The organism is Streptomyces sp. NBC_00286 (genome assembly GCF_036173125.1).
Classification (GTDB): domain Bacteria; phylum Actinomycetota; class Actinomycetes; order Streptomycetales; family Streptomycetaceae; genus Streptomyces.
The window spans coordinates 6,124,836-6,151,136 of the sequence record NZ_CP108054.1; the positions used below are offsets into that span (position 1 = coordinate 6,124,836).

The 26,301-nt window shown below is 70.4% G+C and carries 18 protein-coding genes and 1 pseudogene; 10 read left to right on the top strand and 9 right to left on the bottom strand.

Features of this window, described 5'->3' with window-relative positions:
- Window positions 1–13 precede the first annotated feature (13 nt).
- From OHT21_RS28335 to OHT21_RS28350, 4 genes are all read right to left on the bottom strand, one after another.
- Window positions 14–1,684 carry an LCP family protein gene (locus OHT21_RS28335; RefSeq protein ID WP_328771123.1) on the bottom strand — a complete coding sequence of 557 codons (1,671 nt, stop codon included), beginning with the start codon at window positions 1,682–1,684 and terminating at the stop codon, window positions 14–16.
- Between the two features lie 77 nt (window positions 1,685–1,761).
- Window positions 1,762–3,513 (bottom strand): LCP family protein, encoded by a 1,752-nt coding sequence (locus OHT21_RS28340; protein WP_328771124.1) that lies wholly within the window; start codon window positions 3,511–3,513, stop codon window positions 1,762–1,764.
- 244 nt (window positions 3,514–3,757) lie between these two features.
- Entirely contained in the window at window positions 3,758–4,912 is a 1,155-nt protein-coding gene (locus OHT21_RS28345; protein WP_328774250.1) for an LCP family protein, read from the bottom strand.
- A 301-nt stretch (window positions 4,913–5,213) separates the two neighbouring features.
- The gene (locus tag OHT21_RS28350) at window positions 5,214–5,969 is read right to left on the bottom strand and encodes a TIGR03089 family protein (protein ID WP_328771125.1); all 756 of its coding nucleotides are present in this window, start codon (window positions 5,967–5,969) and stop codon (window positions 5,214–5,216) included.
- A gap of 111 nt (window positions 5,970–6,080) precedes the next feature.
- On the opposite strand from OHT21_RS28350, the gene OHT21_RS28355 reads away from it, so the two are divergent.
- Together OHT21_RS28355 and OHT21_RS28360 are read left to right on the top strand one after the other, a co-directional pair.
- On the top strand, window positions 6,081–7,583 hold the full coding sequence (locus OHT21_RS28355; RefSeq protein ID WP_328774251.1) for a peptidoglycan recognition protein family protein: 1,503 nt from the start codon (window positions 6,081–6,083) through the stop codon (window positions 7,581–7,583).
- A 118-nt stretch (window positions 7,584–7,701) separates the two neighbouring features.
- Entirely contained in the window at window positions 7,702–8,784 is a 1,083-nt protein-coding gene (locus tag OHT21_RS28360; protein WP_328771126.1) for an NDP-sugar synthase, read from the top strand.
- Between the two features lie 433 nt (window positions 8,785–9,217).
- Here OHT21_RS28360 and OHT21_RS28365 read toward each other — a convergent pair whose 3' ends face one another.
- The 4 genes from OHT21_RS28365 to OHT21_RS28380 form a co-directional block, all read right to left on the bottom strand.
- On the bottom strand, window positions 9,218–10,219 hold the full coding sequence (locus OHT21_RS28365; protein ID WP_328771127.1) for a DNA-3-methyladenine glycosylase family protein: 1,002 nt from the start codon (window positions 10,217–10,219) through the stop codon (window positions 9,218–9,220).
- A 326-nt stretch (window positions 10,220–10,545) separates the two neighbouring features.
- Entirely contained in the window at window positions 10,546–11,889 is a 1,344-nt protein-coding gene (locus OHT21_RS28370) for a coenzyme F420-0:L-glutamate ligase (protein WP_328774252.1), read from the bottom strand.
- A 35-nt stretch (window positions 11,890–11,924) separates the two neighbouring features.
- The gene (gene cofD / locus OHT21_RS28375; RefSeq protein ID WP_328771128.1) at window positions 11,925–12,884 is read right to left on the bottom strand and encodes a 2-phospho-L-lactate transferase; all 960 of its coding nucleotides are present in this window, start codon (window positions 12,882–12,884) and stop codon (window positions 11,925–11,927) included.
- A gap of 117 nt (window positions 12,885–13,001) precedes the next feature.
- Complete coding sequence (locus tag OHT21_RS28380) at window positions 13,002–13,535, bottom strand: cysteine dioxygenase (RefSeq protein ID WP_328771129.1); 534 nt, start codon at window positions 13,533–13,535, stop codon at window positions 13,002–13,004.
- Window positions 13,536–14,243: 708 nt separating this feature from the next.
- Here OHT21_RS28380 and OHT21_RS28385 point away from each other — a divergent pair.
- From OHT21_RS28385 to OHT21_RS28395, 3 genes are all read left to right on the top strand, one after another.
- The gene (locus tag OHT21_RS28385; RefSeq protein ID WP_119102212.1) at window positions 14,244–14,507 is read left to right on the top strand and encodes a WhiB family transcriptional regulator; all 264 of its coding nucleotides are present in this window, start codon (window positions 14,244–14,246) and stop codon (window positions 14,505–14,507) included.
- 180 nt (window positions 14,508–14,687) lie between these two features.
- Window positions 14,688–18,467: a glycosyltransferase gene (locus tag OHT21_RS28390; protein WP_328771130.1), complete on the top strand. Its 3,780-nt coding sequence runs from the start codon at window positions 14,688–14,690 to the stop codon at window positions 18,465–18,467.
- Window positions 18,464–19,984: a DUF5719 family protein gene (locus OHT21_RS28395; protein WP_328771131.1), complete on the top strand. Its 1,521-nt coding sequence runs from the start codon at window positions 18,464–18,466 to the stop codon at window positions 19,982–19,984. The genes OHT21_RS28390 and OHT21_RS28395 overlap by 4 nt, the downstream gene beginning before the upstream one ends.
- Before the next feature lie 102 nt (window positions 19,985–20,086).
- On the opposite strand, the gene OHT21_RS28400 is transcribed toward OHT21_RS28395, so the two are convergent.
- Window positions 20,087–20,548, bottom strand: coding sequence for a metallopeptidase family protein (locus OHT21_RS28400; protein ID WP_328774253.1), 462 nt, complete (start codon window positions 20,546–20,548; stop codon window positions 20,087–20,089).
- A 333-nt stretch (window positions 20,549–20,881) separates the two neighbouring features.
- Here OHT21_RS28400 and OHT21_RS28405 point away from each other — a divergent pair, with 333 nt between their 5' ends.
- The 5 genes and pseudogenes from OHT21_RS28405 to OHT21_RS28425 all read left to right on the top strand — a co-directional run bounded on the left by OHT21_RS28405 (window position 20,882) and on the right by OHT21_RS28425 (window position 26,188).
- On the top strand, window positions 20,882–21,304 hold the full coding sequence (locus tag OHT21_RS28405; RefSeq protein ID WP_443050671.1) for a DUF3499 domain-containing protein: 423 nt from the start codon (window positions 20,882–20,884) through the stop codon (window positions 21,302–21,304).
- Window positions 21,305–21,471: 167 nt separating this feature from the next.
- A pseudogene (locus OHT21_RS28410) lies at window positions 21,472–23,140 on the top strand (L-lactate permease).
- Window positions 23,141–23,231: 91 nt separating this feature from the next.
- Complete coding sequence (locus tag OHT21_RS28415) at window positions 23,232–24,596, top strand: phosphomannomutase/phosphoglucomutase (protein WP_328771133.1); 1,365 nt, start codon at window positions 23,232–23,234, stop codon at window positions 24,594–24,596.
- Window positions 24,597–24,850: 254 nt separating this feature from the next.
- Window positions 24,851–25,021 (top strand): Trm112 family protein, encoded by a 171-nt coding sequence (locus OHT21_RS28420; protein WP_328771134.1) that lies wholly within the window; start codon window positions 24,851–24,853, stop codon window positions 25,019–25,021.
- Between the two features lie 39 nt (window positions 25,022–25,060).
- Window positions 25,061–26,188, top strand: coding sequence for an SIS domain-containing protein (locus tag OHT21_RS28425; protein WP_328771135.1), 1,128 nt, complete (start codon window positions 25,061–25,063; stop codon window positions 26,186–26,188).
- Window positions 26,189–26,301 lie beyond the last annotated feature (113 nt).

Below are 26,301 nucleotides of genomic sequence, written 5' to 3' on the forward strand. Positions count from 1 at the left end.
CCGTGCCGGGGAACTACCAGCGGTAGGGCTCGTACACGGGCATGCACTTGTCGCTGTCCGAGCCGTTCAGGGCGTCGGCGCTTTCGGGTACGTCCCCGGCCTCGGGCTTGGACTGCTTCGGATAGGCCGTGCCCTCGCGCCAGTCGGCGCCCACGACGAGGGTGACAGCGGAGACATCGGTCGTCCGCTTCACCGAACTCAGCGGAATCCCCAGCGACTTGGCGACGCGCTGGGCATCGCCCTCCAACTCGGCACTCGGATAGCGGACCACCGTCTTGGGCTCGGCGAGCGCCACCGTCCCGTCCGCCGTCGCCCTGCTGAAGCCCTTCTCCACGAGCGCCTGGCTCACCGCGTTCGCACGCCCGCCGGCCGGTGCGAGGGTGTCGGAGCGCGTGCCGTTCTGCACCACGATGCCGATCTCGCCGTCCTCGGCGGCCGGGTCGTCGGAGACCGGCTCCTGCTCCTTCGCCGGCTTCTTCTTCGCGTCCTTGCCCTTGCTGTCGAAGGGCACATCGTCGCGGATCATCGACCAGACCTTCTCGGCGTCCGCGCCCTTCGGCACCAGGTGGTTGGGGTTCTGCGGGTCTACGTCGTTCGGCATGGTCGTCATGGTGATGCGGTCGGTCGGTACCGTCCTGAGCTGCATACCGAGGCCGTACAGCTCATCGACCTGGCCGATCTCCTCGGAGACCTTCAGGGAGTCCGTGGCCGCCTCGGCCAGGCTCATCAGCCGGCCGGTGTCGGTGAAGACGTTCTGCTTCTTCAGCGTGCGGATCATCGAGTTCATGTACATGTGCTGGGCCTTGGCGCGCCCGAGGTCGCTCTCGAAGGCGTGCCTGGTACGCAGCCACTGCAAGGCCTGCTTGCCCTTGACCTTGTGCTTTCCGGCCTTCAACTTGAGCCCGGAGCCACCCGGGGTGCCGGGCAGCGCACGGTCCCACACGTTGTGCTCCACACAGACCTCGACACCGCCGATGGCGTCCGCCATCTTCACCACGCCCGCGAAGTCGATCGTCATCCAGTGGTCGATATAGGCGCCGGTGAGGTTCTCCCAGGTGGCGAGCGTGCAGCCGGCTCCGCCACGGGCCAGCGAGGCGTTGATGATGTCGTTGGTCGCCGGGTAGGTCTTGCCGGTCTCGGGGTCCTCGCACTCGGGGATGTCGACCCGGGTGTCGCGCGGAACGCTCACCACCGAGGCGTGCTTCCGGCCCGCGGACAGGTGGATGAGCATCTGGACGTCGCCCAGCGGCTTGCTGCCCATCTGATCCCGGCTGCCGCCCAGCTCCACGTTCTCCTCGGAGTTACGGCTGTCGGAACCGATCAGCAGGATGTTCAGCGGCGTCTGGCCCGCCGCGTTCGGCTCCGCCTTCTTGGCGTCGGAGTCGCCGCTGCTGCGCTCGCCCTTGTCGATGTTGTTGTTCAGATGCCAGTAGTAGACGTATCCGGCGCCGGCCGTGCCAAGTATCAGTACCGACAGGGTTATCGCGGACCAGCGGAGTATGCCGCGCTTGCCCCGCGGCCGTCTTCTGCCGCCGCGCCGTCTGCCGCCTGCACCGCCGCCGTCCCCGCTGTCACCGCCGCCGTCCGGCGCGGCGTCATCGCGAGGACTGTCGTCCCGGCCCAGCTCCTGAGCCTGCTGGACGCGTGGTCGCGTCGGCTCTCCACGCACACCACTCTGCGTCATGCCCGCTGCCTCCCCACCCCTGCACCACTGAACAGGCCTGCCATACGCCTTGGTAGACGTATGGCAGGCCCTTCAGGTCACTTGGCGCACTCGACTTTGTCCGCCGTGGACTTATCCACATCCGGCGCCGTCGACGGAGCGGTGAGGGATTCCCCAGCCCCCTCGAAGTCCTCTCCCAGGGTCAGCGTGATCGCCGGTAGCCCCTGGGAGTTGGTCACGCTCTCACCCGGCTTCATGGCTGACCCGGACAGGCCCATGATGTCGGCGAGCCTGCGTGCCTGGTCTGCCTGATCGGGAGCGTACTCGAGGGTTGTCTTCTTCAGGGGCGTCTCGGCGTTACCCGCGTTCTCCGACTTGAGCACGCCTTCATTGTTCTGCAGGTAAGTGAGGGTTTCCTGCGCGGAGCCCGGCGCCGCGCCGCCGTTGAGGATCCGTACGCGTACGTCCGCGGGGTCGGCCTTGGACCCCTTGAGGCGGGCGGCGACGGCGTCCTTCTCTTTCTTCTGTTGCTTCTTCACCTCGGTGAGCGAGACATCGTCCTTGATCATCGAGAAGATCTCGGGACCCCTCGTCTCATCGATGACCACCGTGGCCTTGACCTGCTCGGTCGGGTTGTCTATCACCGGCACCGTCACGAAGGAGACGTTCTTCGGCGGAACCTTCTTCAGTTCCAGGGCCACATCCTTGAGCGTGCTGACCTTGCCGATGCCGGTGTCGACGGTCAGCGCCTTGGTGGCGGCCTCCGCCAGCTTCAGCAGCTTCGTCGGGCTGGTCAGGGTATCGCTGGAGGACATCTTCCGCATGAGCGAACCCAGGAACTGCTGCTGCACCTTGATCCGGTCGAGGTCACCACTGTTGCCGAAGCTCTTCCGGGTCCGGACGAAGGCGAGCGCCTGCTCGCCCTCCACCGTCGACGTGCCCGCGGGCAGTTTGAGCTTCGACTCCTTGTCGTTGACGGGCTTGGTGAGACAGACCTCGACCCCGCCCACCGCCGACGTCAGCGTCTTCACCGCGTTGAAGTCGGCCATCATGAAGTGGTCCACCGAGATGCCGGTGGCCTCCTTGACCGTACGCATCGTGCAGCCCGGGTCCCGCCCGCTCTGCCCGAGGCTCGTGTTGAAGCGGACGCCCTGCGAGCCGGCGATGACCTTGGTGGTGCCGTCCTCCTGCTTGGTCTCGCAGTCCGGAATGTCCACGATCAGGTCGCGCGGAATGCTCATCGCGGTCGCGTTCGTACGGTCCTTGGAGACGTGCAGCAGGATGTTGGTGTCGGCGTGCCCGACGTTGCCGGTGTCGCCGTACCCCTGATTGCCCTTGCCGGTGCGCTTGTCGGTACCGATGATCAGGATGTTGAAGGCCTCGTCCTTGCTGAAGTTCCCCGCGCCCGCGCTCCCGACGTCCGTCGTGGAGACGTTGTCCTCGAGGTGCTTGACGTAGACGTAGCCCGCGGTGGAGACGGCGACGAGCGCGAAGGCCATGGTGCCGCCGGTCCACAGCGCTATCTTCTTGCCCTTTGGCTTTTGCGGCTGCCTGCCCTTGCGGCGGCTCGGCTGCGGCCCTTGGGGCGGGCGCCGCCTGCGCGGGCCGGGCACGACGTCGGGTGCCGGCGCCACCTCCGGCGACCCCCGGTACTCCCGCCCCGGCGCCGTACGGCCGCGCGGTGGCGCGGCGGTACCTGCGGTCGCGGTTCTTGAGGAGCGAGGGCCCGGGACCGACGGCTGCGCTGTGGAAGGACCCAGTCGCAATTCGTAGTCACCGGTGTTCGGATTGAGTACCCACTGGTCTGCGGGGTCGATATTGTCCGCCCGCCCTCGGCCTTGCGCGTCCACGGTTGTGTCAGTCCTCCGTCGGGGCCACGCGGCGCCTTCTCCCCTCAAAAAGCGCCCGGTCTCGTTCAAGCAGGTGCATGACCTCATGGCCGGGTGCACCGGACCGCTCACACTATCCGGCCGGATCACGGTCAAGGGACGCCGGTGACAAATTCCACGTCTTACAACCGGTCAATCCGCCCCATATTTTTGGACGAATGTTCCCCAGCTTGGCGTTCTCTTTACTCGCAGACGCGTTCGGGACTTAACCGCACGGGTCCTCGGCCGCCGTGTTACCCCGGAAAGTGGGCGCGGCGCTTACGGACGGTGAGGGCTCGTCATTCCGCATTCCGCCCGATTTGCCGTTCTGGCCGCCCGAGTTGTCCGAAACTTCGACCGGAGCGTCCCTGCGCAGCCGCTCGAAGAGTTTCTCCGCCTCGGCTTCCACCAATTGGTCCCGATTGGGGTTGTTGGGGTAGGACTCCCTCGGCACCGTCAGAAACTGCACACGTTCGGTGGGGATATCGCGCAGACCGCGCACCAGGTCGTACAGGCCCCGCAGGTTCGCCAGCGCGGGGTCCGTGGTGAGCGACGAGGTCGCCGCGTCGAGCACCGGATAGAGCTTCACGGGATTCAGCAGTACGTCGTTGCTGCGCACCTTGCTGACCAGCGCGCCCAGGAACCGCTGCTGGCGCTCCATCCGCTCGGTGTCGCTGCCGTCGCCGACGCTCTTGCGGGCGCGTACGTAGCCGAGGGCCTGCTCGCCATTGAGCTTCACCTTGCCCGCGGGCAGCCGCAGTTTGGCCGCGCGGTCGTTCATCGGCTCCTTGAGGCAGACCACGACGCCGTCGACCGCGTCGACCATGTCCTTGAAGCCGTTGAAGTCCACCACCGTGTGATGGTCGATCCGGATGTCCGTCAGCTTCTCCACCGTACGGATCGTGCAGGCCGAACCCCCGGCCTGGAACGCGTAGTTGAACATCGCGAACACCGGCTCACTGCGGCTGCCGTCCCGGCGCCGGCAGCCCGGCACGTCCACCATCAGATCGCGCGGTATCGAAATGGCGGTCGCACTGCGCCGGTTCGCCGCGAGGTGCAGCAGGATCACGGTGTCGGAGCGCTCGATGCCGACGTCCCGCCCGTACTTCCGGTTCTCCTCACCCGCGCGGGAGTCGGACCCGATCAGCAGGATGTTCTGCGCGTCCTTCACCAACGCGGTCGGCCGCTCCTTCTCGTACCGCGCGAGCTCGGCCGCGGCCGCCTCGTCCGCCGTGATGTTCCCGTCCAACTTCTCGTACACGGCCCACCCACCCCCCGCGGCAGCGAGCAGCCCGACCCCCAGCCCCACCGCCCCATACCTGAACCACCGCCGCCGCACACCACCGGCCCCGGTCGGCGAAGCACCCCAACCGGGTCCCATGCGTCGGCTGCCGCTCACTTCGGTTCCACCCCTCACGGCGTACGAGCGTGTCGTGCTCTTACGACCATGGACTGGGTGGGGGCGGGGGGCGCGTGGGGAGGGGGAGGGCTGGGCCGGATGGGGGAGTTCGAGGGGGAGTTCTCTGCGTGTCCCCAGGGGGCCTTGCCTGCCTTCCTAGGGGTACCTGCCTGCGCGACGTTGCGGGAAGCCGCAGGTTTTTTAGGGGCGCGGGGAACTGCGCGACCAGCCACGACGGACGGAAAGCCCGCCATACGACCCGTAGTCCCCGAACCTTCCGCGGCTAGCGCTTCGTGGCAGTCACTCGTTCACTCTCGATCCGCTTGGCCACGGCATCCTCCCCAAGCTGATCCAGATGCCGACAAAGCACCACAGAAGCCCCCGTGGCAAGCGGCGCATACAGCCCGGCGCTGAGCCCTTCCCAAGTGTCGTAAGACAGCCCCGACAGCAGTCGCGACCCAGGCCCCGTAAGGCCAAAACCCGTGGCATCGGCCCGAGCCCGCTCAACAACCTCCGCGCCAGTGAACTCGGCCCCGGCCACGATCAGCGCAGCCGCCTCCGGGTCCACGGGAGCGTACGGCTGGAACCGGTCGCCCTGCGAGGGGACCTCGACGGCATAGTCGGCGTACCCCGCAGGCGGAGCGGAAAAGCGGCGGCCGAGTGGCGCGAGTGACAGCGCGATCCGGTCGCCCGCGCAGGCGAGCCCGGCCTCGAACTGGCCCGGCCCCGCGACCACATAATCGGCGGCAGCCGCCTCGCCGCCGACGTCCGCGATCACACCCACCGAGGAGCAGGCGAGCAGCCACACCGCGGTCTGCCAGTGCGCGGGCAGCAGCAGCGCGACCCGTTCGCCGGGCTCGGCGGACAGCTCGTCCTGGAGGAGGTTGGCGGTCTTGGCCACCCAATTGGCGAAGGTGGCCACGGACAGTTCGACCCGTTCGCCGGTGGCGTCGTCGTAGAAGGTCACCAGGGGGCGCGCGGGGTCCGCGGCGAGCGCGGATCGCAGCAGGTCGGCAGGGGTGCGGTCGGTGGCGGTCACGAGAGGAAAGCGTACGCGGGCCCTCGGCCGGGCGGGGGAGGCCGGGCCACCGGTTCGGAGGAGTGCCGGTCGACGGTCCGTCAAGTCCCGGATGGACAGATAAGTATGACTATGTCCACGATCAGGGGCATGCGTGGATACCTTGCTTCCTCGATCGCCGTGACGTGTGCGGCCGCCCTGGCCCTCCCTCTGACGTCCCCCTCCAGCGCTCTGGCGGACACCGCGAGACCCGCGAACACCGCGAGACCCGCGAACGCCGAGAGATCCGTGAACGCCGATGGATCGGCGGCCGTAGCGAGACCGGCCGTCTTCACGAAACCGGAGGCCGCCGAAGTGCCGGGGCCGGCCGCCCCGGAAACACCGGCCGTCCCCGGCAGCACCCGCTCGCTCCCCCTCGTCCCGCTCTCCAGCGACCGCTCCCTCGGTGCAGCCTCCGTGCAGGGGCTGCACCGCCGCGACGTACCCCGCTTCTCGCTGGTCGGCGTCGTCTGGGACGACCCGGACACGGAACTGCGGGGCACCGTCCAGGTCCGTACGCGCTCCGCCGAAACCGGCACATGGTCCGCCTGGCAGGACGTCGAGACGCACAACCTGGAGCACGCGGCCGACCCGGAATCCGACGAGCGCACCTCCGGACGGGTACGAGGCTCAACGGCACCGCTGTGGGTGGGGGAGTCGGACGGCGTGGAAGTGCGCGTACAGACCAAGCTGCACGAACACGAAGAGGGCCACGAAGGAGACGGACGGGCCGTCACCAGCCAGCCGCTGCCCAGCGGACTGCGCCTCGAACTCGTCGACCCCGGCGAGGAGCCCCCGCCCCAGGGCCCCGAACTGCAGGCCCCGAACGCCGTCTCGCTCACCGCCGAGTCCGCCGCGGCATCCGCCGTCAACGCCGACCTCGCACCGCTCGGCGCCACCGCCATCCCCGAACTGACCCGGAAGCAGACGCAGCAGGACTTCCTCGCGACCCGCGGCATCGAAGCCGCCGAGGGCGCGGCCACGAACCCGTACATCGGCCCGCGCCCGCGTATCGTCACCCGCCGCGGCTGGGGCGCGGACGAGAGCCTGCGCGAGCGGCACTTCAGCTACACCAAGTCCGTACGGGCCGCCTTCGTGCACCACAGCGCCACGGGCAACAACTACCGCTGCTCGCAAGCCTCTTCAGTCATCCGCAGCATCTACCGCTACCACGTCAAGAGCAGTGGCTGGCGGGACATCGGGTACAACTTCCTCGTCGACAAGTGCGGAACCATCTACGAGGGGCGGGCCGGAGGCGTGACCAAACCGGTCCAGGGCGCGCACACACTCGGGTTCAACAGCGACAGCATGGGGATCGCCGTCCTCGGCAGCTTCAACGGCACGAACCCGCCCAGCGCCGCGGTGCAGGGCGTTGCCAGGCTCACCGCGTGGAAGCTCGGCCTCTACGGGGCGAATCCGGCGGGCAAGACATATCTGAAGTCGGGAGGTGGCAACCTCTTCCGAAAAGGTAAGAATGTGCGACTGAACGTGATCTCCGGACACCGGGACGGCTTCGCCACCGAGTGCCCGGGCGCACGGCTGTACGCCAAGCTCCACCAAGCCAGGACCACTTCGGCCCGCTTCCAGGGGCGTTGAGGTCGGGGCTGCGGCCCCCCACGGCCACCCAAGAGGCTCCCCACGGCCAACGAACGGCTGCATACACTGGCCGGCCGACAAACGTTCGGCCGGCCCCACAGGGAAGCAGAGACGACAGGTGACAGAAGCGATCCTCCTGGTCGGCGGCAAGGGCACACGGCTGCGGCCGCTCACGGTCCACACGCCGAAGCCGATGGTTCCGGCGGCCGGGGTACCGTTCCTCACGCACCAGCTGGCGCGAGCCAGAGCGGCCGGGGTCGAGCACATAGTGCTCGCGACCTCCTATCTGGCCGAGGTCTTCGAGCCCTACTTCGGTGACGGTTCGTCGCTGGGGCTCCAGATCGAGTACGTCACCGAAGTCGAGCCCCTCGGCACGGGCGGCGCCATCCGGAACGTGGCCTCCCGTCTCCGCTCCGCCCCCGACGATCCCGTCCTGATCTTCAACGGCGACATACTCACCGGCCTCGACATACCCGCCCTCGTCGCCACCCACCGGTCCTCGGGCGCGGACGTCTCCCTGCACCTGACCCGAGTCGAGGACCCAAGGGCGTACGGCCTGGTACCCACCGACACCTCGGGCCGCGTACAAGCCTTCCTCGAGAAGCCCCAGACCCCCGAAGAGATCGTCACCGACCAGATCAACGCCGGCGCCTACGTCTTCCGCCGCTCGATCATCGACACGATCCCCACCGGCCGCCCGGTCTCAGTGGAACGCGAAACGTTCCCCGACCTCCTCTCCTCCGGCGCCCACCTCCAAGGCATGGTCGACTCGACCTACTGGCTGGACCTGGGCACCCCCCAAGCCTTCGTACGAGGCTCAGCAGACCTGGTCCTGGGCCGCGCCCCCTCCCCGGCAGTCCCCGGCCGCTGCGGCGACTGCCTGGTCCTCCCGACAGCAACGGTCGCTCCGGACGCAAAGCTGACCGGCGGCACGGTGGTAGGCGAGAACGCGGTGGTGGGTTCCGGCGCCCGCATCTCCGGCTCCACGATCCTGGCGGGCGCGGTAGTGGAACCAGGAGCGGTGATCACGGACTCCCTGATCGGCGCCCGCGCCCAGGTAGGCACGCGCTCGATCCTCACGGGAGTGGTGGTGGGCGACGGCGCGACGGTGGGCCCCGACAACGAACTCAGGGAGGGCGTACGGGTGTGGTGCGATGCGGTACTGCCGGCGGGGGCGGTGCGGTTCTCGTCGGATCGGTGACCGCGGCTTTTGAGCCCTGTCCCGCTGCTATGACCAGCCGGTCTGGGGGCGCCCCAGCGGCCGCTGAGGGAGCGTGAGGGCGAGGCCATCCAGGCGGTTCCCCCCACCCTCCACGCCCACCCGCGCTTTCCCGCCCATGCCCGGCGAAATCAGCTGGGGCGGCGTTTTGAGGACGAGGCTGTCCGGGAGGTCCCCCCACCCTCCATGCCCCCACCCTCTATGCCCGCCCAGCCACCCGCACTTTCCCGCCGGCCCCAGGCAAACCCAGCCTGTCCGGCGTTTGAGGACGAGGCCGCCAGGCCGATGCGGGGTCTGGGGCGCAGCCCCAGCGGGCTCCAGGGGCGGAGCCCCTGGTGGGGCCCGGGGCGAAGCCCCGAGGACGGGACGGGTAGGGGCGGCGGGGGCGAAACACCCGGACCCGCACCCGGGGGCGTCACAGCCGCCCAATATCCCCGCGAGGCATCCGCGGCTGACGCCGAGGCGGAGTGCGGCCGCTCAACATAATGAGCCGAGCCGCACGATGCCGCTGCCCCGCGTACGGCTCCAGCAACCGCAACATGACGGAGTCATCCGCATCACGGTCGCCCGCCAGCGCAAACCCCACAATCCCCGGCAGATGCAGATCCCCCACGGTCACCGAATCCGCCGCCCCATGACTCCGCTGCACAGTCTCCGCCGAAGTCCACGGCCCAATACCGGACACAAGCTCAAGCCGAGCCTGCGCAGCAACCGGCTCGAACCCCACCGCCTCCTCCAACCGCCGAGCCACCCGAACCGCCCGCAAAACCGTGGACGCCCGCTTGTTGTCCACCCCGGCCCGATGCCACTCCCAAGAGGGGATCAGAGCCCAAGTCCGCGGCTCCGGCATGACGTACATACGCCCGGGCGCAGGCCCAGGCGCCGGCACACCGTACTTCCGTACAAGCAGCCGCCAAGCCCGATACGCCTCCTCCGTCGTGACCTTCTGCTCAAGAATCGACGGAATCAACGACTCCATAACGAGCCCCGTACGCGTCAGCCGCAGCCCCGGCCGCCGATGCCGCGCGAGCGCCACCAGCCGATGCCGCGGCTCGAAGGCGGAGGGATCGTCCAACTTCCCGAGCATCTGGGGAAGTTGCTCCAACAGCCAGTCGGCTCCAGGCCCCCAGGCTTCCCCCACGGCGACCCCGCCTCGCATGGAAACCCGCAAGGTCCCGGGCCCGGCGGGCGTACGACTGGCCCGCCACACGGACCCGTCCGGCATAGCCCGGAACGTCGGATCAGCGGGCCCACGCCGCAACGGCCCGAGCACAAGCCCAAGATCAAGCGGCCCGGGCGGCGTCCAGCTACGCGTACGCCCGGGCGCCGCGACCTGCCGAGGCACGCGCCCGGCGGCGGAAACATGCCCGCCGCGCACGGTCGTACGCGTGGGTCGGGGTTCGAAACGTCCGGCCACGGAGGGGTCCTAGGGGTATCGGGAGCACGAGGCGCTGAGGCGCCCTAAAGACTAGGCGCTCCACTGGCAAAGCGGTTCGAAAACGGCACACCGTCCGCCTCCGGCGGCGGCGACACTCTCAGACGCCAGACGCCAGACGCCAGACGCCAGACGCCAGACGCCAGACGCCAGACGCCAGACGCCAGACGCCAGACGCCGAAGCCGATCGCTCTTCCCGTCCCGTCCAGGTTGCCTATCCAGGTGTCCCGCATGGCGTCGAGAAGCCGCACCCCAGAAGCCGGATGCCGCACACCAGGCGCCGCACGCCAAACGCTAACCCCCACCCGTCACCGAACCTCAATAAACGCCCCCGCCTCCCGCTCACCCCGCGGCTTAGGCTCCTCCGCCGCATGCCCCACGGCAACCGCCCCCATCGGATCCCACCCACCCGGCAGCCCCAGAACGTCCCGTACGACATCCCGGCAGAACATCGTCGACGACACCCACGCCGACCCCAGCCGCTCCCCGGCGAGCGCGACGAGAAAGTTCTGCACGGCAGCCCCCGCGGCGACCACGAACATCTCCCGCTCGGCCCCGTCCCGCCGCGCGTCCCCGTACGTGTGCGAGCCGTCCATGACGAGACAGGGCACGACGAGATACGGCGCTTTGCGCAGGACATCCCCCCGCCGTACGCGCTTGGCGATGGACTCCTCGCTCTTCCCGTCCCGCTGCAGGTCGGATATCCAGGCGTCCCGCATGGCGTCGAGAAGCCGCGTACGGGACTCCTCCGACTCCAGGAGGACGAATCGCCACGGCGTCGTGTGATGCGGCGCCGGCGCGGTCACGGCGGCGGCCACCGCACGGCGTACGGCCCCCGGATCGACGGGCTCGTCGGTGAAGGCCCGTACGGTACGCCGCTGGGTGACGGCCTCCCGTACGGCCTCGGAGGTGCCCAGCCGGAACATGTCGTCGCGCGCCCCGCGCACCATGACCCGCGCCCCCTCGTCTTCATCGGTGCCAGGGCTGCCCGTGATGACCGTGTGCGGCAGCCCGCGCACCACGGCGACCGGCAGCCCGTCGGCCTTGCCCTTGACCAGATCGCCCGCGGCGGCGAGTTCGTCGGCCGTGGCGACGACGGTGGCGCCGAGCGGATTGCCGTACGCGTCGGTGCCGCCCCGGAGATCGTCGAGCACCCGCACACCGGCGGCCCCGATGGCGACATCGGTGAGCCCGGTACGCCACGGCCGCCCGAACGTGTCGGTGACGAGCACCCCGACGTCGACGCCCAGCGCGTCCCGCACCCCGTCCCGTATCGCCCGCGCGGACGCATCGGGGTCCTCGGGCAGCAACAGCACGGTCCCCGCAGGGGTGTTGGAGGCGTCGACCCCGGCCGCGGCCATCACGAGCCCCTGCCGGTTCTCGACAATCCGCAACGCTCCGCGCCGGGCCACCACCCGCACGGTCTCGGCATCGATCGCGGCTTCCCGGTCGTCGGCCTCGACGATCCGCCCCTCGGCCTTGGACACGATCTTCGAGGTGACGAGCAGTACGTCCCCGTCGAGCAGCCCCGGCTCGGCAGCGGCGATCAGCTTCGCGAGATCGTCCCCCTCACGAATCTCGGGCAGCCCGGGAAGCGCCCAGACCCGATAACCGGGCACCGGACGCCCCGGACCTTCCTCGGCCGCGGCCAACTCCTGCGCACCCGGCCCCGAAACACCCCCGCCGCTCAAGCGCCCCCCACCTCCTCCGCCAACGCCAGCGCCTCACGGGCCATCCGGGTCGCCGCGGCCAGATCGGTCATCAGGAGGGGTACGGCACGGCAGCGGATGCCGGCGGACTCCACGCGGTCCACGGCGGAGGCGTCGACCGTGTCGACGAGCCAGCCGTCGAGGAGCCCCGAGCCGTAGTGCTCGGCGACCGCGGCGGCCGTGGACTCCACGCCGATGGCCGCGAGGACCTTGTCGGCCATGCCCCGCACGGGCGCGTCCCCGACGATGGGGGAGAGGCCGACCACCGGCACCCCGGCATCGGCGATCGCCTCCCGTATGCCGGGCACGGCGAGGATCGTGCCCACGGACACGACGGGATTGGACGGCGGGAAGATCACCACGTCGGCCGAGGCGATCGCCTCGAGCACCCCGGGCGCCGGCTTCGCCTGGTCGGCGCCGACGGGCACCACCGCGTGCGCGTCGACGGAGGCCCGCAGCCGCACCCAGTACTCCTGGAAGTGAACGGCCTTGCGCTCGCCGTCCACCTCGACGGCCACATGCGTCTCGACGCGGTCGTCGGTCATGGGGATCAGCCGGACCCCCGGCTTCCACCGGTCGCACAGCGCTTCCGTCACGGCGCTGAGCGGATAGCCGGCGCCCAGCATCTGCGTACGGACGATGTGCGTCGCGAAGTCCCGGTCACCGAGCCCGAACCACTCGGGCCCCACTCCGTACGCCGCCAGCTCCTCCTTGAGGTGGAAGGTCTCGTCTGCTCGCCCCCAGCCCTGGTCTTCGTTGATGCCGCCGCCGAGCGTGTACATCACCGTGTCGAGGTCCGGGCAGACCTTCAGCCCGAAGAGATGGATGTCGTCCCCGGTGTTCCCGATGACGGTGACCTCCGCGTCCGGCACCGCCTGCCTGAGACCACGCAGAAACCGGGCACCGCCGATGCCGCCTGCCAGAACCACAATGCGCATTGGAACAGTGTGTCAGCCGCCAGGCTGACTCGTTGAGGGGTGGTGGTCGGGTGACGGGTGGGCCAGTCTTGCAGGCGGGTACGACAACGCGTCACGCGGTCGCGTCAGCCGGTTGTCTCAGGCGCTGACGACATCGCCCTGCTCCCGGCTCCCGTGCTCCTGCGGGCGCGACGCGGCGCAGCGGGTCGCGTGCGTGTGCATCGGCATCTCGGTCAGCCCCGGGTAGTAGACGTGCAGGCTTATGGCCGGCTCGAGCGAGTCGTTGACCACTTCGTGGACATACCCCGGCGCGAACACCTGTTGGGTGCCGACCCCCCATGCGCGGGTGCCGCGCTCCGTGCGCTCCGTCAGTGCGCCCTCCAGCACCGTGAACACGCCGGAGGACGGGCCGTGGTCGTGCAGCCCGCTGCCCTGTCCTGGCACCCAGGAGAGCAGCCACACCTCGTAACCGGGGCCGGTGCGCAGCCGGTGGTACCACCGGGAGGTCGCGTCGTACTGGACCAGGTGCTCCCACTGGGAGCGGTCTGCCGCGATGGAGCGGGCCAGCCCGACGAACTCGGCCACGGTGGACGGATGCTCGCGCGGCGCCTGGAGGAGATGCGGGACTTCAAGGATGTCGCCGGCGATCTGAAGGTCGCTGTCGCTGTTCATGGAGTGCGGTGGTTCCTCGGCTGAAGAGGCCGGAAGGCCTGTGCTGGAGATCTGGGAGCGCCCTAGTCACGGGCGAAGGGGACCAGCGGCCAGGTACGGATGGACCTGGCGGCAGCAGGAGCGCTGGGAAGGCTCAACAGCTGCGACAACAACAGCGACAGCTACAGCGAGCACGGGCAGCACCGAGGGACCCGGCGGTGCGGGTCGAGGTGAGCGCCAAGTTCGCGAGCATGCCCACAAGGACAGCGGTTCACTCCTTCACTGTCAACTCGATGCCCGCTATGCCGGTGTATGCGCGAGATGTTTCACCCCATCCGGTTCCTCTGGGAGGTGAAAGGTTTGCTCTGGGGTCCGCCGGGACACATGGCGCAACAACCGGGCACGCAAACCTCGTTGCGATCCTGTGATCGGAATGTGATCCAGCTCGCTTCGAGTGCCGGACGGAACTGAGATCGATCTCCCGGACGTCCTTCCCTGTGTAGGTCCTGTGCGGGGCGACGGTCCCGGCTGGGTCTCTTCCTGCTGTCAGGGTTTATGCCGATTTGAACACTTTCCGCATGGCCTTGGTTCCGCAGAGTGAATAAGGGGCCCAATAGCAGATCTCGGCTTGACTCGCCCGGAGCAGCACACTTGTAATTTCACTCGTGTCGTTCAGCCGGAATCGGTAACGGCAGCATCACGGGGACGCGAGACGGACGAGGGGCGCACATGACCGAGCTGTTTCAGGAACTGCTGGTCGACGAGGCCGACGAGGAGCTCGGTTGGCAGGAGCGGGCGCTCTGCGCGCAGACCGACCCCGAATCCTTTTTCCCCGAGAAGGGCGGCTCCACCCGCGAGGCCAAGAAGGTCTGCCTCGCCTGCGAGGTCCGCTCCGAGTGCCTTGAGTACGCCCTCGCCAATGACGAACGCTTCGGCATCTGGGGCGGCCTGTCCGAGCGTGAACGGCGCCGCCTGAAGAAGGCAGCCGTATAGGAGATCGTCCAGCTCGTCCGGGAGATTTCGTACCGAACGGCCCGTCGCCGGTGGGTTATCCACAGGCGGCGGGCCACGGTCTTGTCCAGCCGTTAGTGTGGGCCTCCGTCCGAGACACCCCAGTGCCCACACAGGGCACAGGCGTCCACCGCAGTCCATCGAACCGGGGCCCGTACCTCGATGTCCGCGCACAGCCATCCGGCAGCTCAGTACGACGCAGCCGCAGCGTTCGACCCGTCCCGCGCAGCTGCGTTCGACCCGTCCCGCCCGGCAGCGTTCGACCCGTCCCGCCCACCCGAGTTTCCGCGGCACGTGGTCACCGCCGTGCTCGTCTCGCACGACGGTGGCCGCTGGCTGCCCGACGCCCTCGCCGGGCTGCTCGGTCAGGAACGCCCGGTGCAGAACGCCGTGGCGGCCGACACCGGGAGCGCGGACGACTCCGCCCGGCTGGTCACCGAAGCGCTCGGCGCCGACCGGGTGCTGCACCTCGCCCGGCGCACCGGCTTCGGCCAGGCCGTCGACGAGGCCGCCCGCAGCGCCGGCGTGCTCACTCCGGACGACCTGCCGTACCTGAAGCGGCCCAGCGGCTGGGACCCGGTGACACGGACCTGGCGCGACGACGCGTACGACATGCCGGAACTGCCGTACGGCGAGCCCGTCCAGTGGCTGTGGCTCCTGCACGACGACTGCGCCCCCGAGCCCGACACCCTGGCCCAGCTCCTCCGTGTCGTCGAGAACGAGCAGGAACTCGGCAAGGACGTCGCGATCATCGGCCCCAAACTCCGCGGCTGGTACGACCGCCGGCAGCTCCTCGAGGTCGGCGTCACCATCGCCAACAGCGGCCGCCGCTGGACCGGCCTGGACCGGCGCGAACAGGACCAGGGCCAGCACGATCACGTACGGCCCGTGCTCTCCGTGTCCACGGCCGGCATGCTGATCCGCCGCGACGTCTTCGAGCAACTCGGGGGCTTCGACCGGCGGCTGCCCCTGATGCGTGACGACGTCGACCTGTGCTGGCGCGCCCAGGCCGCAGGGCACCGCGTTCTCGTCGCCCCCGAAGCGGTCGTACGTCATGCCGAGGCGGCCTCCCGCGAGCGGCGCACCGTCGACTGTGTGGGCCGTACGTCCGCTTCCCCGCACAAGGTCGACAAGGCGGGCGCCGTCTACACGCTGCTCGTCAACTCCCGTACCGCCGTGCTGCCGTGGGTCCTGCTGCGGCTGGTGCTCGGCACACTGCTGCGCACCGTCGCGTATCTCGTCGGCAAGGTCCCCGGACAGGCCGTCGACGAAATCCGGGGTCTTGTGGGGACGCTGCTGCGACCCGAGCGGATCATCGCCGGGCGACGCAGGCGCGGCCGTCCACAGGTCGACAAGGGGGAGCTGCGCGCGCTGTTCCCGCCGCCGGGCGCGACGGTGCGGGCCACCATCGAGCAGGTCGCGGGCAACCTGGTGGGCAGCTCCGACCCCGAGCTGAACGCGGCAGGGCGGCACGGCGGCGCCGTCGAGTCCGGGCCCGGCGGTGATGACGCCGACTTCCTGGAGATCGAGCAGTTCGCCCGGCTCAAGCGCGTCGCCCGCAAGCCCGGTCCTGTGCTCTTCGTCGTGCTCCTCTTCGCCTCGCTCATCGCCTGCCGTGAACTGATCGGCGGCGGAGCGCTCGCGGGCGGCGCGCTCCTGCCCGCGCCCGCCGACGCCTCCGCGCTCTGGTCGCGCTACCTGGACGGCTGGCACCCCGTCGGCGCCGGTGGCACCGAGTCCGCGCCGCCGTATCTGGCGCTCGTGGCACTGCTCGCCAGTGTGCTGTTCGGCTCCACCGGACTCGCGGTCACCGTCCTGCTCGTCGGCTCCGTGCCGTTGGCCGGCTTCACCGCGTACTTCGCCTCCCGGCCGCTTGTCATGTCGCGGCTGCTGCGGGCCTGGGCGTCCATCGCGTACGCCTTCCTGCCCGCCGCCACCGGAGCGCTCGCGGGCGGCCGCATCGGCACCGCTGTCCTCGCCGTCCTGCTGCCCCTCATCGCGCGCGCGGGCATCGCGGCGAGCGGCTTCGCCTCGACGACGGCGCGCGGCAGCTGGCGTGCCACCTGGGCGTACGCGCTGCTGCTGACCCTTGCCACCGCCTTCACGCCGATCGTGTGGCCCATCGCCCTGGTCCTCGGCCTCGCGCTGCTGGCCGTACGGCGGAGCGAAATCGTCGCCTACGGGCTCCGTTTCCTGGCGCAGCTCGGCACGCCGCTGCTGGTCCTGGCGCCCTGGTCGCTGTCGCTTCTGCCCTTCGGCTTCTTCCAGGAGGCCGGTCTCGAGTTCGGCGAGGGGTCGGCGTCCGCGCTCGATCTGCTCGGCGCCAGCCCGGGCGGCCCCGGCACCGTCAGTGGGCTGATGCTCATCGGCATCGTGTGCGCCGCGCTGGCCGCCCTGCTGCGCACAGAACGTCAGTTGGGAATCTGGACGGCCTGGGCCGCTGCCCTAGTAGGGCTCGTTTTCGCCGTCCTGTCCAACAGTTCCGCCTGGGCCGGGCCTGCCACGCTCGTCTACGGCCTCGCCCTCCTCGCCGCCGCCGCGCTCGGCGCAGACGGGGCACGCTCGCGGGTGGCCGAGCAGAGCTTCGGCTGGCGTCAGCCGGTCGCCGCGCTCATCGCGTTCGCCGCCGCCGCGGGCCCGCTGCTCGTCGCCGCCGGGTGGATGATCGGCGGTGCTGACGGACCCCTAGAGCGGCGCGACCCCGTCCAGGTGCCCGCGTTCGTCGCCGAGGAAAGCGGCACTCGCGACCAGGCCCGCACCCTCGTCCTCGACAGCGACTCGACCGCCCGGGTCGGCTACACGCTCGTACGCGGCTCCGGTGCCCGGCTCGGAGACGCCGAATTGGCCGCCGCGGTCGGCGAGAACAAGAAGCTCGACTCCGTCGTCGCCAACCTCGTGGCCGGTTCCGGAGCCGACCAGACCGACGAGCTCGGCGGATTCGCCGTGCGCTACGTACTCGTGCACCAGGGAGCGCCCCGCGAGGTCAGCCGCGTCCTGGACGCCACGCCCGGACTGACCCGGCTGAGCCAGCAGGACGGCAGCGCCCTGTGGCGTGTGGAGCGGCAGGTGTCCCGCGCGGCCATCGTCCCTGAGTCCGGCGACCCGCAGCCCATTGCCGCCGGACCCGTCGAGGTGCACACCACGATCCGGTCCGGCGAGGCAGGGCGTGTACTGCGTCTCGCCGACACCGCTGACGAGGGCTGGACCGCCACCCTCGACGGCAAGCCGCTCACCAGGACCACGCTCGACAGCTGGGCGCAGGGCTTCGAACTGCCCGCAGGTGACGGCCGGCTGGACGTCACCTTCGAGCCGCCGGCGCTCCACACCGGCTGGCTGTGGGCCCAGGGCGCGCTCGCCGTCGTCCTCGTGGTGCTCGCCCTGCCCGGCCGACGCCGCGACGTCGACGACGACCTCCCGGAGGAGCCGGTCGTCCCCGCCCAGCCCGTCGCCGGCGAAGGCCGCAGGGCACGCCGACTGCGCGCCCAGGCCGAGGCCGAACAGACAGCACAGGACGACCAGTTCACGCCGGACGCCCCGCCTCCTCCTCCGGAGGAGCCACCGGTCCCGGCCGCCGTCCCGCAGCAGCAGCCCTATGGCATGGGGGTCCCCCCGGGCGAGGACGTTCGAGCCTGGGGGAGGGAGGCGACGGCGTACTCGGGCACCGGCTCCGACTACGGCACGTACGGCGATCAGTACCAGGGCGCCCAGCAGTACCAGGCGGGCACCTATGGGCAGCAGCCGTACCAGACGGACCCGTACCAGGAAGGCCAGTACGACCCGTACGCGTACGGGTCGGGGACCCCGGCCTACGACCCGACGCAGCAGCCGTACGCCCAGGGCTACGAGGCGTCGTACGACCCCGAGCAGCAGCAACAGCCGCAGCAGCAGTCGCAGCCGCCGCACGGCACCGACCGTGAGCGCCCCGACGGGAGCCAGCAGTGAACCGCCCCACCGTGTCCCTGATCGCCGGCGTGGCCGCGCTCGCCGCCGTCGCCGGGTTCGCCTCCCTCACCGAGCCGGAGGCCTCCGGCTCGGACACGACGGCGAAGACGGCCACCCAGATGCCCGTGGAGCGCACCAGCGTGCTCTGCCCGGAGCCCAGCGCCTCGGATGTCGCCGAGACCGCGTACACGTCGTTCACGCCTGCCACAGAGGGCGCCGAAACAAAAGGCAGGGCCGAACTCGCCCCTGCGGGTGAGGAGTCGGCGGACGGTTCCGAAAACGGCGACAAGGAGAAGGCGAGTGACAAGGAGAGGGCCAAAAAGCCCGCCCTGACGCCGAAGGAGCCCGGCAGGCCGGTCACCGGCGAGGTGTCCGGTGCGGACGCGCCCGCGCTCATCGGCACCGCCGAAGGCGGCTTCGCCCCCGGCTGGACCATCCAGCAGACCACCGAAGTCTCATCCGGTACCGGCCGCGGCCTGCACGGCGCCAACTGCACCGCTCCGGACACGGACTTCTGGTTCGCGGGCGCCAGCACGGCCGAGGAGCGCACCGACTACGTGCACCTCACCAACCCCGACGATTCCGCCGCCGTCGTCGACATCGAGCTGTACGGCAAGGACGGCAGCCTCAAGTCGGCGACGGGGGAGGGCATTCAGGTCCAGCCGCACTCCACGGAGCCGGTGCTGCTGTCCACGCTGATCGACGCGCAGCAGAGCGACCTCACGGTGCACGTGAGCGTCCGCAGCGGGCGGGTCGCCGCCGCCGTCCAGGCTCTCGACGACAAGCTCGGCGGCGACTGGCTGGCCGCCTCCGCGGACCCGGCGGGCAGCCTCGTACTGCCGGGCATCCCCAAGGACGCGACGTCCGTACGCCTGGTCGCCTTCACGCCCGGCGACCTGGACGCCGACCTGAAGGTGCAGCTGGCCTCGCAGTCCGGGCTGATCACGCCCGCGGGGAACGAGACGCTGCACGTGAAGGCCGGAATGACGGCCGCCGCCGACCTGGGCGACGTCACGCGCGGCGAGGCGGGCTCCCTGGTGCTGACGCCGACCGAGGAGGCCGTGCCGGTGGTGGCCGGGCTGCGGGTCGTGCGGGGCAAGGGCGACAAGCAGGAGACGGCGTTCATCCCGGCCACCCGCCCGGTGGGCACGCGCGCGACGGCCGCCGACAACCGCTCCAAGGGCTCCACGCTCTCCGTGGTCGCCCCCACCGAGGCCGCCGAGGTCAAGGTCACGGCCTCCGCCGGCAGCGAGGGCGGCACGGCCGCGAGCAAGACGTACAAGGTCAAGGGCGGCACCACCCAGGACATCGAGGCGCCCGTTCCCAGCGGCCTCAAGGGCTCGTACGCCCTGACCGTCGAGCCCGTCTCCGGCGGCCCCGTCTACGCCGCGCGGACGCTGGAGATCCCCGAGGGCGGCATACCGATGTTCACGGTCCAGACCCTGCCGGACGACCGGGGGATGGTGGCGGTGCCGGACGCAGAGCAGGATCTGTCAGTGCTGCAGGAGCAGAAGTAGGGGCCCACGCGCGCGCGGGATTTCTGCCCCTACTTGCGCGTGGCCTCGTACGCGCCGCGCCTATCGATGCCAGTCCTCTGGTTGATGCCAGTCCTCTGGATGTCAGTCCTCGCCGTACCGGGGATCCACCGTCTCCGGAGTCAGCCCCAGCAGCTCGGCGACCTGTTCTACCACGACCTCGTGGACCAGGGCGGCACGTTCGTCGCGTCCCTTGGTGCGGATCTCGACCGGGCGGCGGTAGACGACGACGCGTCCGGGCCGGCCGTCGTGCGCCGCGATCGTGCCGCCCAGGGGTACCGCCTCGTCACCCCAGCTCCCGCCCCGCCCCGGTTCGAGGCGCGGCACCTCCAGGATCACGAAATCGATGTCGGCGAGCTGCGGCCAGCGCCGCTCCAGCCGCTCCACGGAGTCCTGCACCAGATCCGCGAACACCTCGGCCCGGCTCGCGGCGAGCGGCACCTGGGGCGGCGCGACGGGTCCGCGCATACCCCTGCCGTGGCGGTCACGGCGGCGGGGCCTGGGGTCGGCGGCGCGGGGCGATACGGGGGGTACGGGGTTGTCCATCACTGACGAAGCGTAGTCCCCGTACGCCCGGGGTGCCCGGCCTCCACACGGCTCCGCGACCGCCCCCGCGAGGCTGTCCGACCTCCATGGACCGGTCCCGCCGCCCGCACGCGGTCGTCGCCGGACATGTCGCTTGATGACCATTCCAGCCAAGCTTGGGCTCGTTTCCGTATCTCTACGAACCGTCGAACTCACGGCAATCGGCATGGTTTGCGCCAAGTAGTGATCGGGGCCGGGCTGTCCGGTATTTCGGCAAGGAACGTACGCGCAGGTCAGCCGCACTCGTGCGGATTTTCGTGTGGCCGTTGTCACAGCACGACACGGTGGGGTGACCTGGAGAAGATCCGTCGCGGCCCGCTCAAGAGTGCGGTACCGTCCAACGTCGTGAGCCCTGTACGTCGCTGTTCGCGCACCGCTTGCGGCCGCCCCGCCGTCGCGACGCTGACGTACGTCTACGCCGACTCGACCGCAGTCCTCGGCCCGCTCGCCACCTACGCCGAACCCCACTGCTACGACCTGTGCGCCGAGCACTCCGAGCGCCTCACCGCCCCACGCGGCTGGGAGGTCGTCCGGCTCGCCAATGGCTCCGCTCCCTCCCGCCCCAGCGGTGACGATCTGGAGGCTCTCGCTAACGCGGTGCGCGAGGCGGCCAGGCCCCAGGAGCGTGCGGCGCAGGCCGGCGGAGCGCGCGGCGCGGACCCGATGGAGGTCGCACGCCGCGGCCACCTGCGAGTTCTGCGCTCGCCGGACTCCTGAACCCCCTTTCCCCGACGGGAACTTCGCTCGGTGCACTTGAGGGTGCGCATTTCACTCCATGCTGTATGTGCATGCTGCACAGGCATTGACGAGCGCTTGGCGCGGACACGACCATTCCCTCACCCGTGAGAAATCACTTTCCGCATCGCGGAATCCGGGGAGGTTCTGTGTACGTCCAAGAACTGGAGCCCGTGGCCGATTCCCTCGGCCTGTCCGCGTTAGTCGCGGCTCTGCCCCTCGTTCTCGTCCTGGTCCTGCTCGGCGGCGTCCGCAATCGGAGGCAGCGGCGCGAAGCGCCTCGTTGAGGGGTGGTGGTCGGGTGGCGGGTGGGAGCACCTGGCGGGACTGATCGGCCTCGCGGCGGCGGCGCTGGTCGCTGCTCTCGCGTACGGCATGCCCTTCGGCCAGATGGTCTCCAGCGCCGCCCAGGGCGCCGTCTTCGGCCTCTTCCCCATCCTGTGGATCGTCGTCAACGCCCTGTGGGTGTACCGGATGACCGTCCGCACCCGGCACTTCGACATCCTGCGCCGTTCCTTCGGGCGGCTCTCCGACGACCCGCGTATCCAGGCCCTCGTCGTCGCGTTCTGCTTCGGCGCGCTCCTGGAGGCCCTCGCGGGCTTCGGCGCCCCCGTCGCGATCTGCTCCGTGATGCTGGTCGCGCTCGGTTTTGAACCCGTCCGCGCGGCCGTGGTCGCGCTGGTCGCCAACACCGCGCCCGTCGCCTTCGGCGCGATGGGCACGCCGGTCGTGACGCTCGCCCAGGTCACCGGGCTGCCCCTGGAAACGGTGGCTTCCGTAGTGGGCCGTCAGACGCCGCTGCTGGCGCTCGTGGTGCCGCTTGTGCTGGTCGGCTTGGTGGACGGGCGGCGCGGACTGCGACAGACCTGGGTGCCCGCCATGGCGTGCGGAGTGGCCTTCGCCGTAGCGCAGTTCGCCGCCTCCAACTACGTCTCCGCCCAACTCGCCGACATCGGCGCCGCCCTGGCCGGAGCGGGCGCCCTGGTTGCGATGCCCCAGGCGCGCAGGCCCGCCGCCGAGCCCGTACGCGTGGCCGTCCTGACCGGCGTACGCAGTGAGGACCTGGATGAGGAGGACCCGCGTCCCGAGGTGGTGCGGGCCTACGCCCCGTACGCCTTGATCGTCGCGATCTTCTCCGTGGCCCAGATCCCGGCCGTGAAGGACTTCCTGGCGAAGGCGACCCGCACCTTCGACTGGCCCTTCCTGAACGTCGCGAACCCGGACGGGGAGCCCGTCAGCGGCAACGTCTTCTCGTTGCCGATCATCTCGACCGGAGGCACGCTGGTGCTGCTCGCCGGGGTGTGCACGGCAGCCGTTATCGGGGTGCACGCGCGCGTGGCCGTCAAGGAATGGGTGGCCACCGTCCATGAGCTGAGGTTCGCGATCCTCACCGTGACATCCGTCCTGGCGCTCGCCTACGTCATGAACCTCTCCGGGCAGGCCGCCACCATCGGCCACTTCGTAGCGGCGGCCGGCGCGGGGCTCGCCTTCCTGTCGCCGGTTCTGGGGTGGTTCGGTGTCGCGGTCTCCGGGTCGGACACCTCGGCCAACGCACTCTTCGGCGCCCTACAGGTCACCGCCGCACAGGAGTCCGGGCTCTCGCCGGAGCTCCTCGCGGCCGCCAACAGCTCGGGCGGCGTTCTGGGGAAGATGATCTCGCCGCAGAACCTGACCATCGCCTGCGCGGCCGTCGGTCTCGCGGGCCGCGAAGGGGACCTGCTGCGCAAGGTGCTGCCGTGGAGCCTCGGGCTGCTGCTGGTCATGTGCCTGATCGTGGTCGGGCAGAGCTCCGTCGTACTGGAGTGGATGCTTCCGTGAGTCCCGGTGCAAGCTCTCGGAGACCGACCGGGCGAGTGTCAGTCCCGGCGGGTAGTTTGGGGCATCGATGAGGATTCCAGGAGGGCCGGCCGTGGCTGCTGATCTGTCGCAGATCGTGAAGGCGTATGACGTACGCGGGGTGGTTCCGGACCAGTGGGACACGCCGCTGGCCGAGCTGTTCGGTGCGGCCTTCGCGCAGGTGACGGCCGCGAGCGCGATCGTGGTCGGGCACGACATGCGACCCTCGTCGCCGGGCCTGTCGCGGGCCTTCGCGCGCGGGGCGGCGGCGCACGGTGTCGACGTGACCGAGATCGGACTGTGCTCGACGGACCAGCTGTACTACGCGTCGGGGGCGCTGGGCCTGCCGGGCGCGATGTTCACGGCCTCGCACAACCCCGCGCAGTACAACGGCATCAAGATGTGCCGGGCGGGTGCCGCCCCGGTCGGCCAGGACACCGGCCTCGCCGAGATCCGCGAACTCGTCGAGACCTGGGCGGACTCCAGCGCCCCGGAGCCGGCGGCCACGCAGGGCACGATCACGCAGCGCGACACGTTGGATGACTACGCGGCGTACCTCCGCTCCCTCGTCGACCTGACCCCCATCCGTCCCCTGAAGGTCGTCGTCGACGCGGGCAACGGCATGGGCGGCCATACGGTCCCCACAGTCTTCGCCGGCCTGCCCCTCACCCTCGTCCCGATGTACTTCGAACTGGACGGCACGTTCCCGAACCACGAGGCCAACCCGCTGGATCCGGCGAACATCGTCGACCTTCAGAAGCGCGTACGCGAAGAGGACGCCGACCTAGGCATCGCCTTCGACGGTGACGCCGACCGCTGCTTCGTGGTCGACGAGCACGGCGACCCGATCACGCCGTCCGCGATCACCGCCCTGGTCGCCTCCCGCGAGCTGGCCAAGCACGGCGGCAAGGGCACCGTCATCCACAACCTGATCACGTCGTGGTCGGTACCGGAAGTGGTCCGGGAGAACGGCGGCACGCCGGTACGCACGCGCGTGGGCCACTCCTTCATAAAGGCCGAGATGGCCAGGACCGGCGCCATCTTCGGCGGCGAGCACTCCGCGCACTACTACTTCGCCGACTTCTGGAACGCGGACACGGGCATGCTCGCCGCCCTCCACGTCCTCGCGGCCCTCGGCGGCCAGGAGGGCCCCCTGTCCGGCCTGGTCGCCCAGTACGACCGCTACACCGGCTCCGGCGAGATCAACTCCACGGTCGACGATCAGAAGGCCCGCCTCGCCGCGATCAAGACCGCGTACGAGGGCCGAGAGGGCGTCACCCTCGACGAACTCGACGGCCTGACGGTCACCGCCGCCGACTGGTGGTTCAACGTCCGCCCCTCCAACACAGAACCCCTCCTCCGCCTGAACGCAGAGGCCCGCGACGAGGCAACGATGACAAAGGTACGAGACGAGGCGCTAACGATCATCAGAGGCTGAGGGTGCGCGAGTCTCTGGGCAGTCGTTCCGCAGGGCGATGGGGGTCCCCCCGCTCGAGCGAAGCCGAGAGTGGGGGAGGGTGGGCACAGACCGACCACCGGCCCGCAGTCGACGCCGTACACCCGCCCCGACCGGGGCCTGGGGCAGAGCCCCAGCTTCGGGAAGGGGCGGGCCTGGGGAAAGAAAACCCACCCCACACGGCGGTACCCTGACCAGGCCACATCCGCCCACACCCCACCCCGAAGGGACCCCAAATGCCGCTAGAAACCGGCCTCCTGGAGATCCTCGCCTGCCCAGCCTGCCACGCCCCCCTCAAGGAGCAGGACACCGAGCTGATCTGCACGGCCCAGGACTGCGCCCTGGCCTACCCGGTCCGCGACGGCATCCCGGTCCTCCTGGTCGACGAGGCCCGCCGCCCCGCGTAGACCCCAACAACAGCGACCGGCGCCTGGAGGCTGCCCCACATGCTCGACGAATCACTGCTCGACGACCCGGAGGCGCTCGCCCGCGCCGACCGCCGCGAACTGCTCCGCGGCGCCGCAGAAGCAGGCGCCCGCGTACGCACCGCCGTCCGGCACGCCACCGAGGCAGGAATCGCCGAGCTCAAGCCGGACGGCCGCCCAAGGGCCATCTTGACCGCGGGCCCCGGCCTGGCCGCCATCGGCGTAGCCGATCTGCTCGGCTCCCTCGCCGGCGCCGCCTGCCCCGTCACCCGGCTCACCCCGGGAGGCGTGGCCCCCGCCGCGGGCGCCCTCCTCTGGGAACTGCCCGGCTGGGCGGGCCCCGTCGACCTGCTCCTGATCACCACGCCCGACGGCAGCGAACCCGGCCTGTCGATCCTCGTCGAGCAGGCCTACCGACGCGGCCTCACCGTTGTCGCCGTCTGTCCGCCCCGCGCCCCGCTGACCGAGGCGATCACCGGCGCCCACGGCCTCGCCGTACCGATGGCGACCGCCCCCTACGAGCCGCAGGCACCGGCCGCCGCCTCGGCCCCCGGTTCGCTGTGGGCCCTGCTCACCCCGCTGCTCGCGCTGCTCGACCGTACGGGCATGCTGTCCGCCCCGCCCGACATCCTGCAGAAGGTCGCCGACCGCCTCGACCACGTCGCCGAGCGCTGCGGCCCGGCCATCGCGACGTACAGCAATCCCGCCAAGACGCTCGCCGCCGAGCTCGCCGAGGCGCTTCCGGTCATCTGGACCGAGGGCCAGTCCGCCGGCCCCGCGGGACGCCGCTTCGTCGCCGCGATGGCGGAACTCGCGGGCCGCCCCGCGCTCACCGCCGAGCTCCCCGAGGCGCTCGCCGCGCACAGCGTGCTGCTCTCGGGCGCGCTGGCAGCCGGCGCCGACCCCGACGACTTCTTCCGTGACCGCGTAGAGGAGGCGCAGGCCCTCCACGCGCGCGTGGTCCTGCTCCGCGACCGCCCCGCCGGAGGCCGCACCGCCGCCCCCGCCGCCCGCGACCTCGTCCTCAGCCACGACACCGCGATCAGCGAACTCGAACCCGAGGACGGCAGCGACCTGGAGACCCTCGCGGAGCTGATCGCCATCACGGATTTCGCGGCCGTTTACCTGGCGCTCACCGCGGGAGCCTGATGCTTGCCCGGCAGCCGATCACGGTGACAGCCACCGGCGTTCCCCGTGACTGCCGTGAACAGGAACACCGCCGCGAACACGTGAACATGTGACCGCGTGAACAGAGAGCGCAG

Coding starts and splice junctions, on each gene's coding strand:
- OHT21_RS28335 (WP_328771123.1), bottom strand. CDS start 1,684: ATGACGCAGAGTGGTGTGCGTGGAGAGCCGACGCGACCACGCGTCCAG.
- OHT21_RS28345 (WP_328774250.1), bottom strand. CDS start 4,912: ATGGGACCCGGTTGGGGTGCTTCGCCGACCGGGGCCGGTGGTGTGCGG.
- OHT21_RS28355 (WP_328774251.1), top strand. CDS start 6,081: ATGTCCACGATCAGGGGCATGCGTGGATACCTTGCTTCCTCGATCGCC.
- cofD (WP_328771128.1), bottom strand. CDS start 12,884: ATGCGCATTGTGGTTCTGGCAGGCGGCATCGGCGGTGCCCGGTTTCTG.
- OHT21_RS28380 (WP_328771129.1), bottom strand. CDS start 13,535: ATGAACAGCGACAGCGACCTTCAGATCGCCGGCGACATCCTTGAAGTC.
- OHT21_RS28385 (WP_119102212.1), top strand. CDS start 14,244: ATGACCGAGCTGTTTCAGGAACTGCTGGTCGACGAGGCCGACGAGGAG.
- OHT21_RS28390 (WP_328771130.1), top strand. CDS start 14,688: ATGTCCGCGCACAGCCATCCGGCAGCTCAGTACGACGCAGCCGCAGCG.
- OHT21_RS28400 (WP_328774253.1), bottom strand. CDS start 20,548: ATGGACAACCCCGTACCCCCCGTATCGCCCCGCGCCGCCGACCCCAGG.
- OHT21_RS28420 (WP_328771134.1), top strand. CDS start 24,851: ATGCCGCTAGAAACCGGCCTCCTGGAGATCCTCGCCTGCCCAGCCTGC.
- OHT21_RS28425 (WP_328771135.1), top strand. CDS start 25,061: ATGCTCGACGAATCACTGCTCGACGACCCGGAGGCGCTCGCCCGCGCC.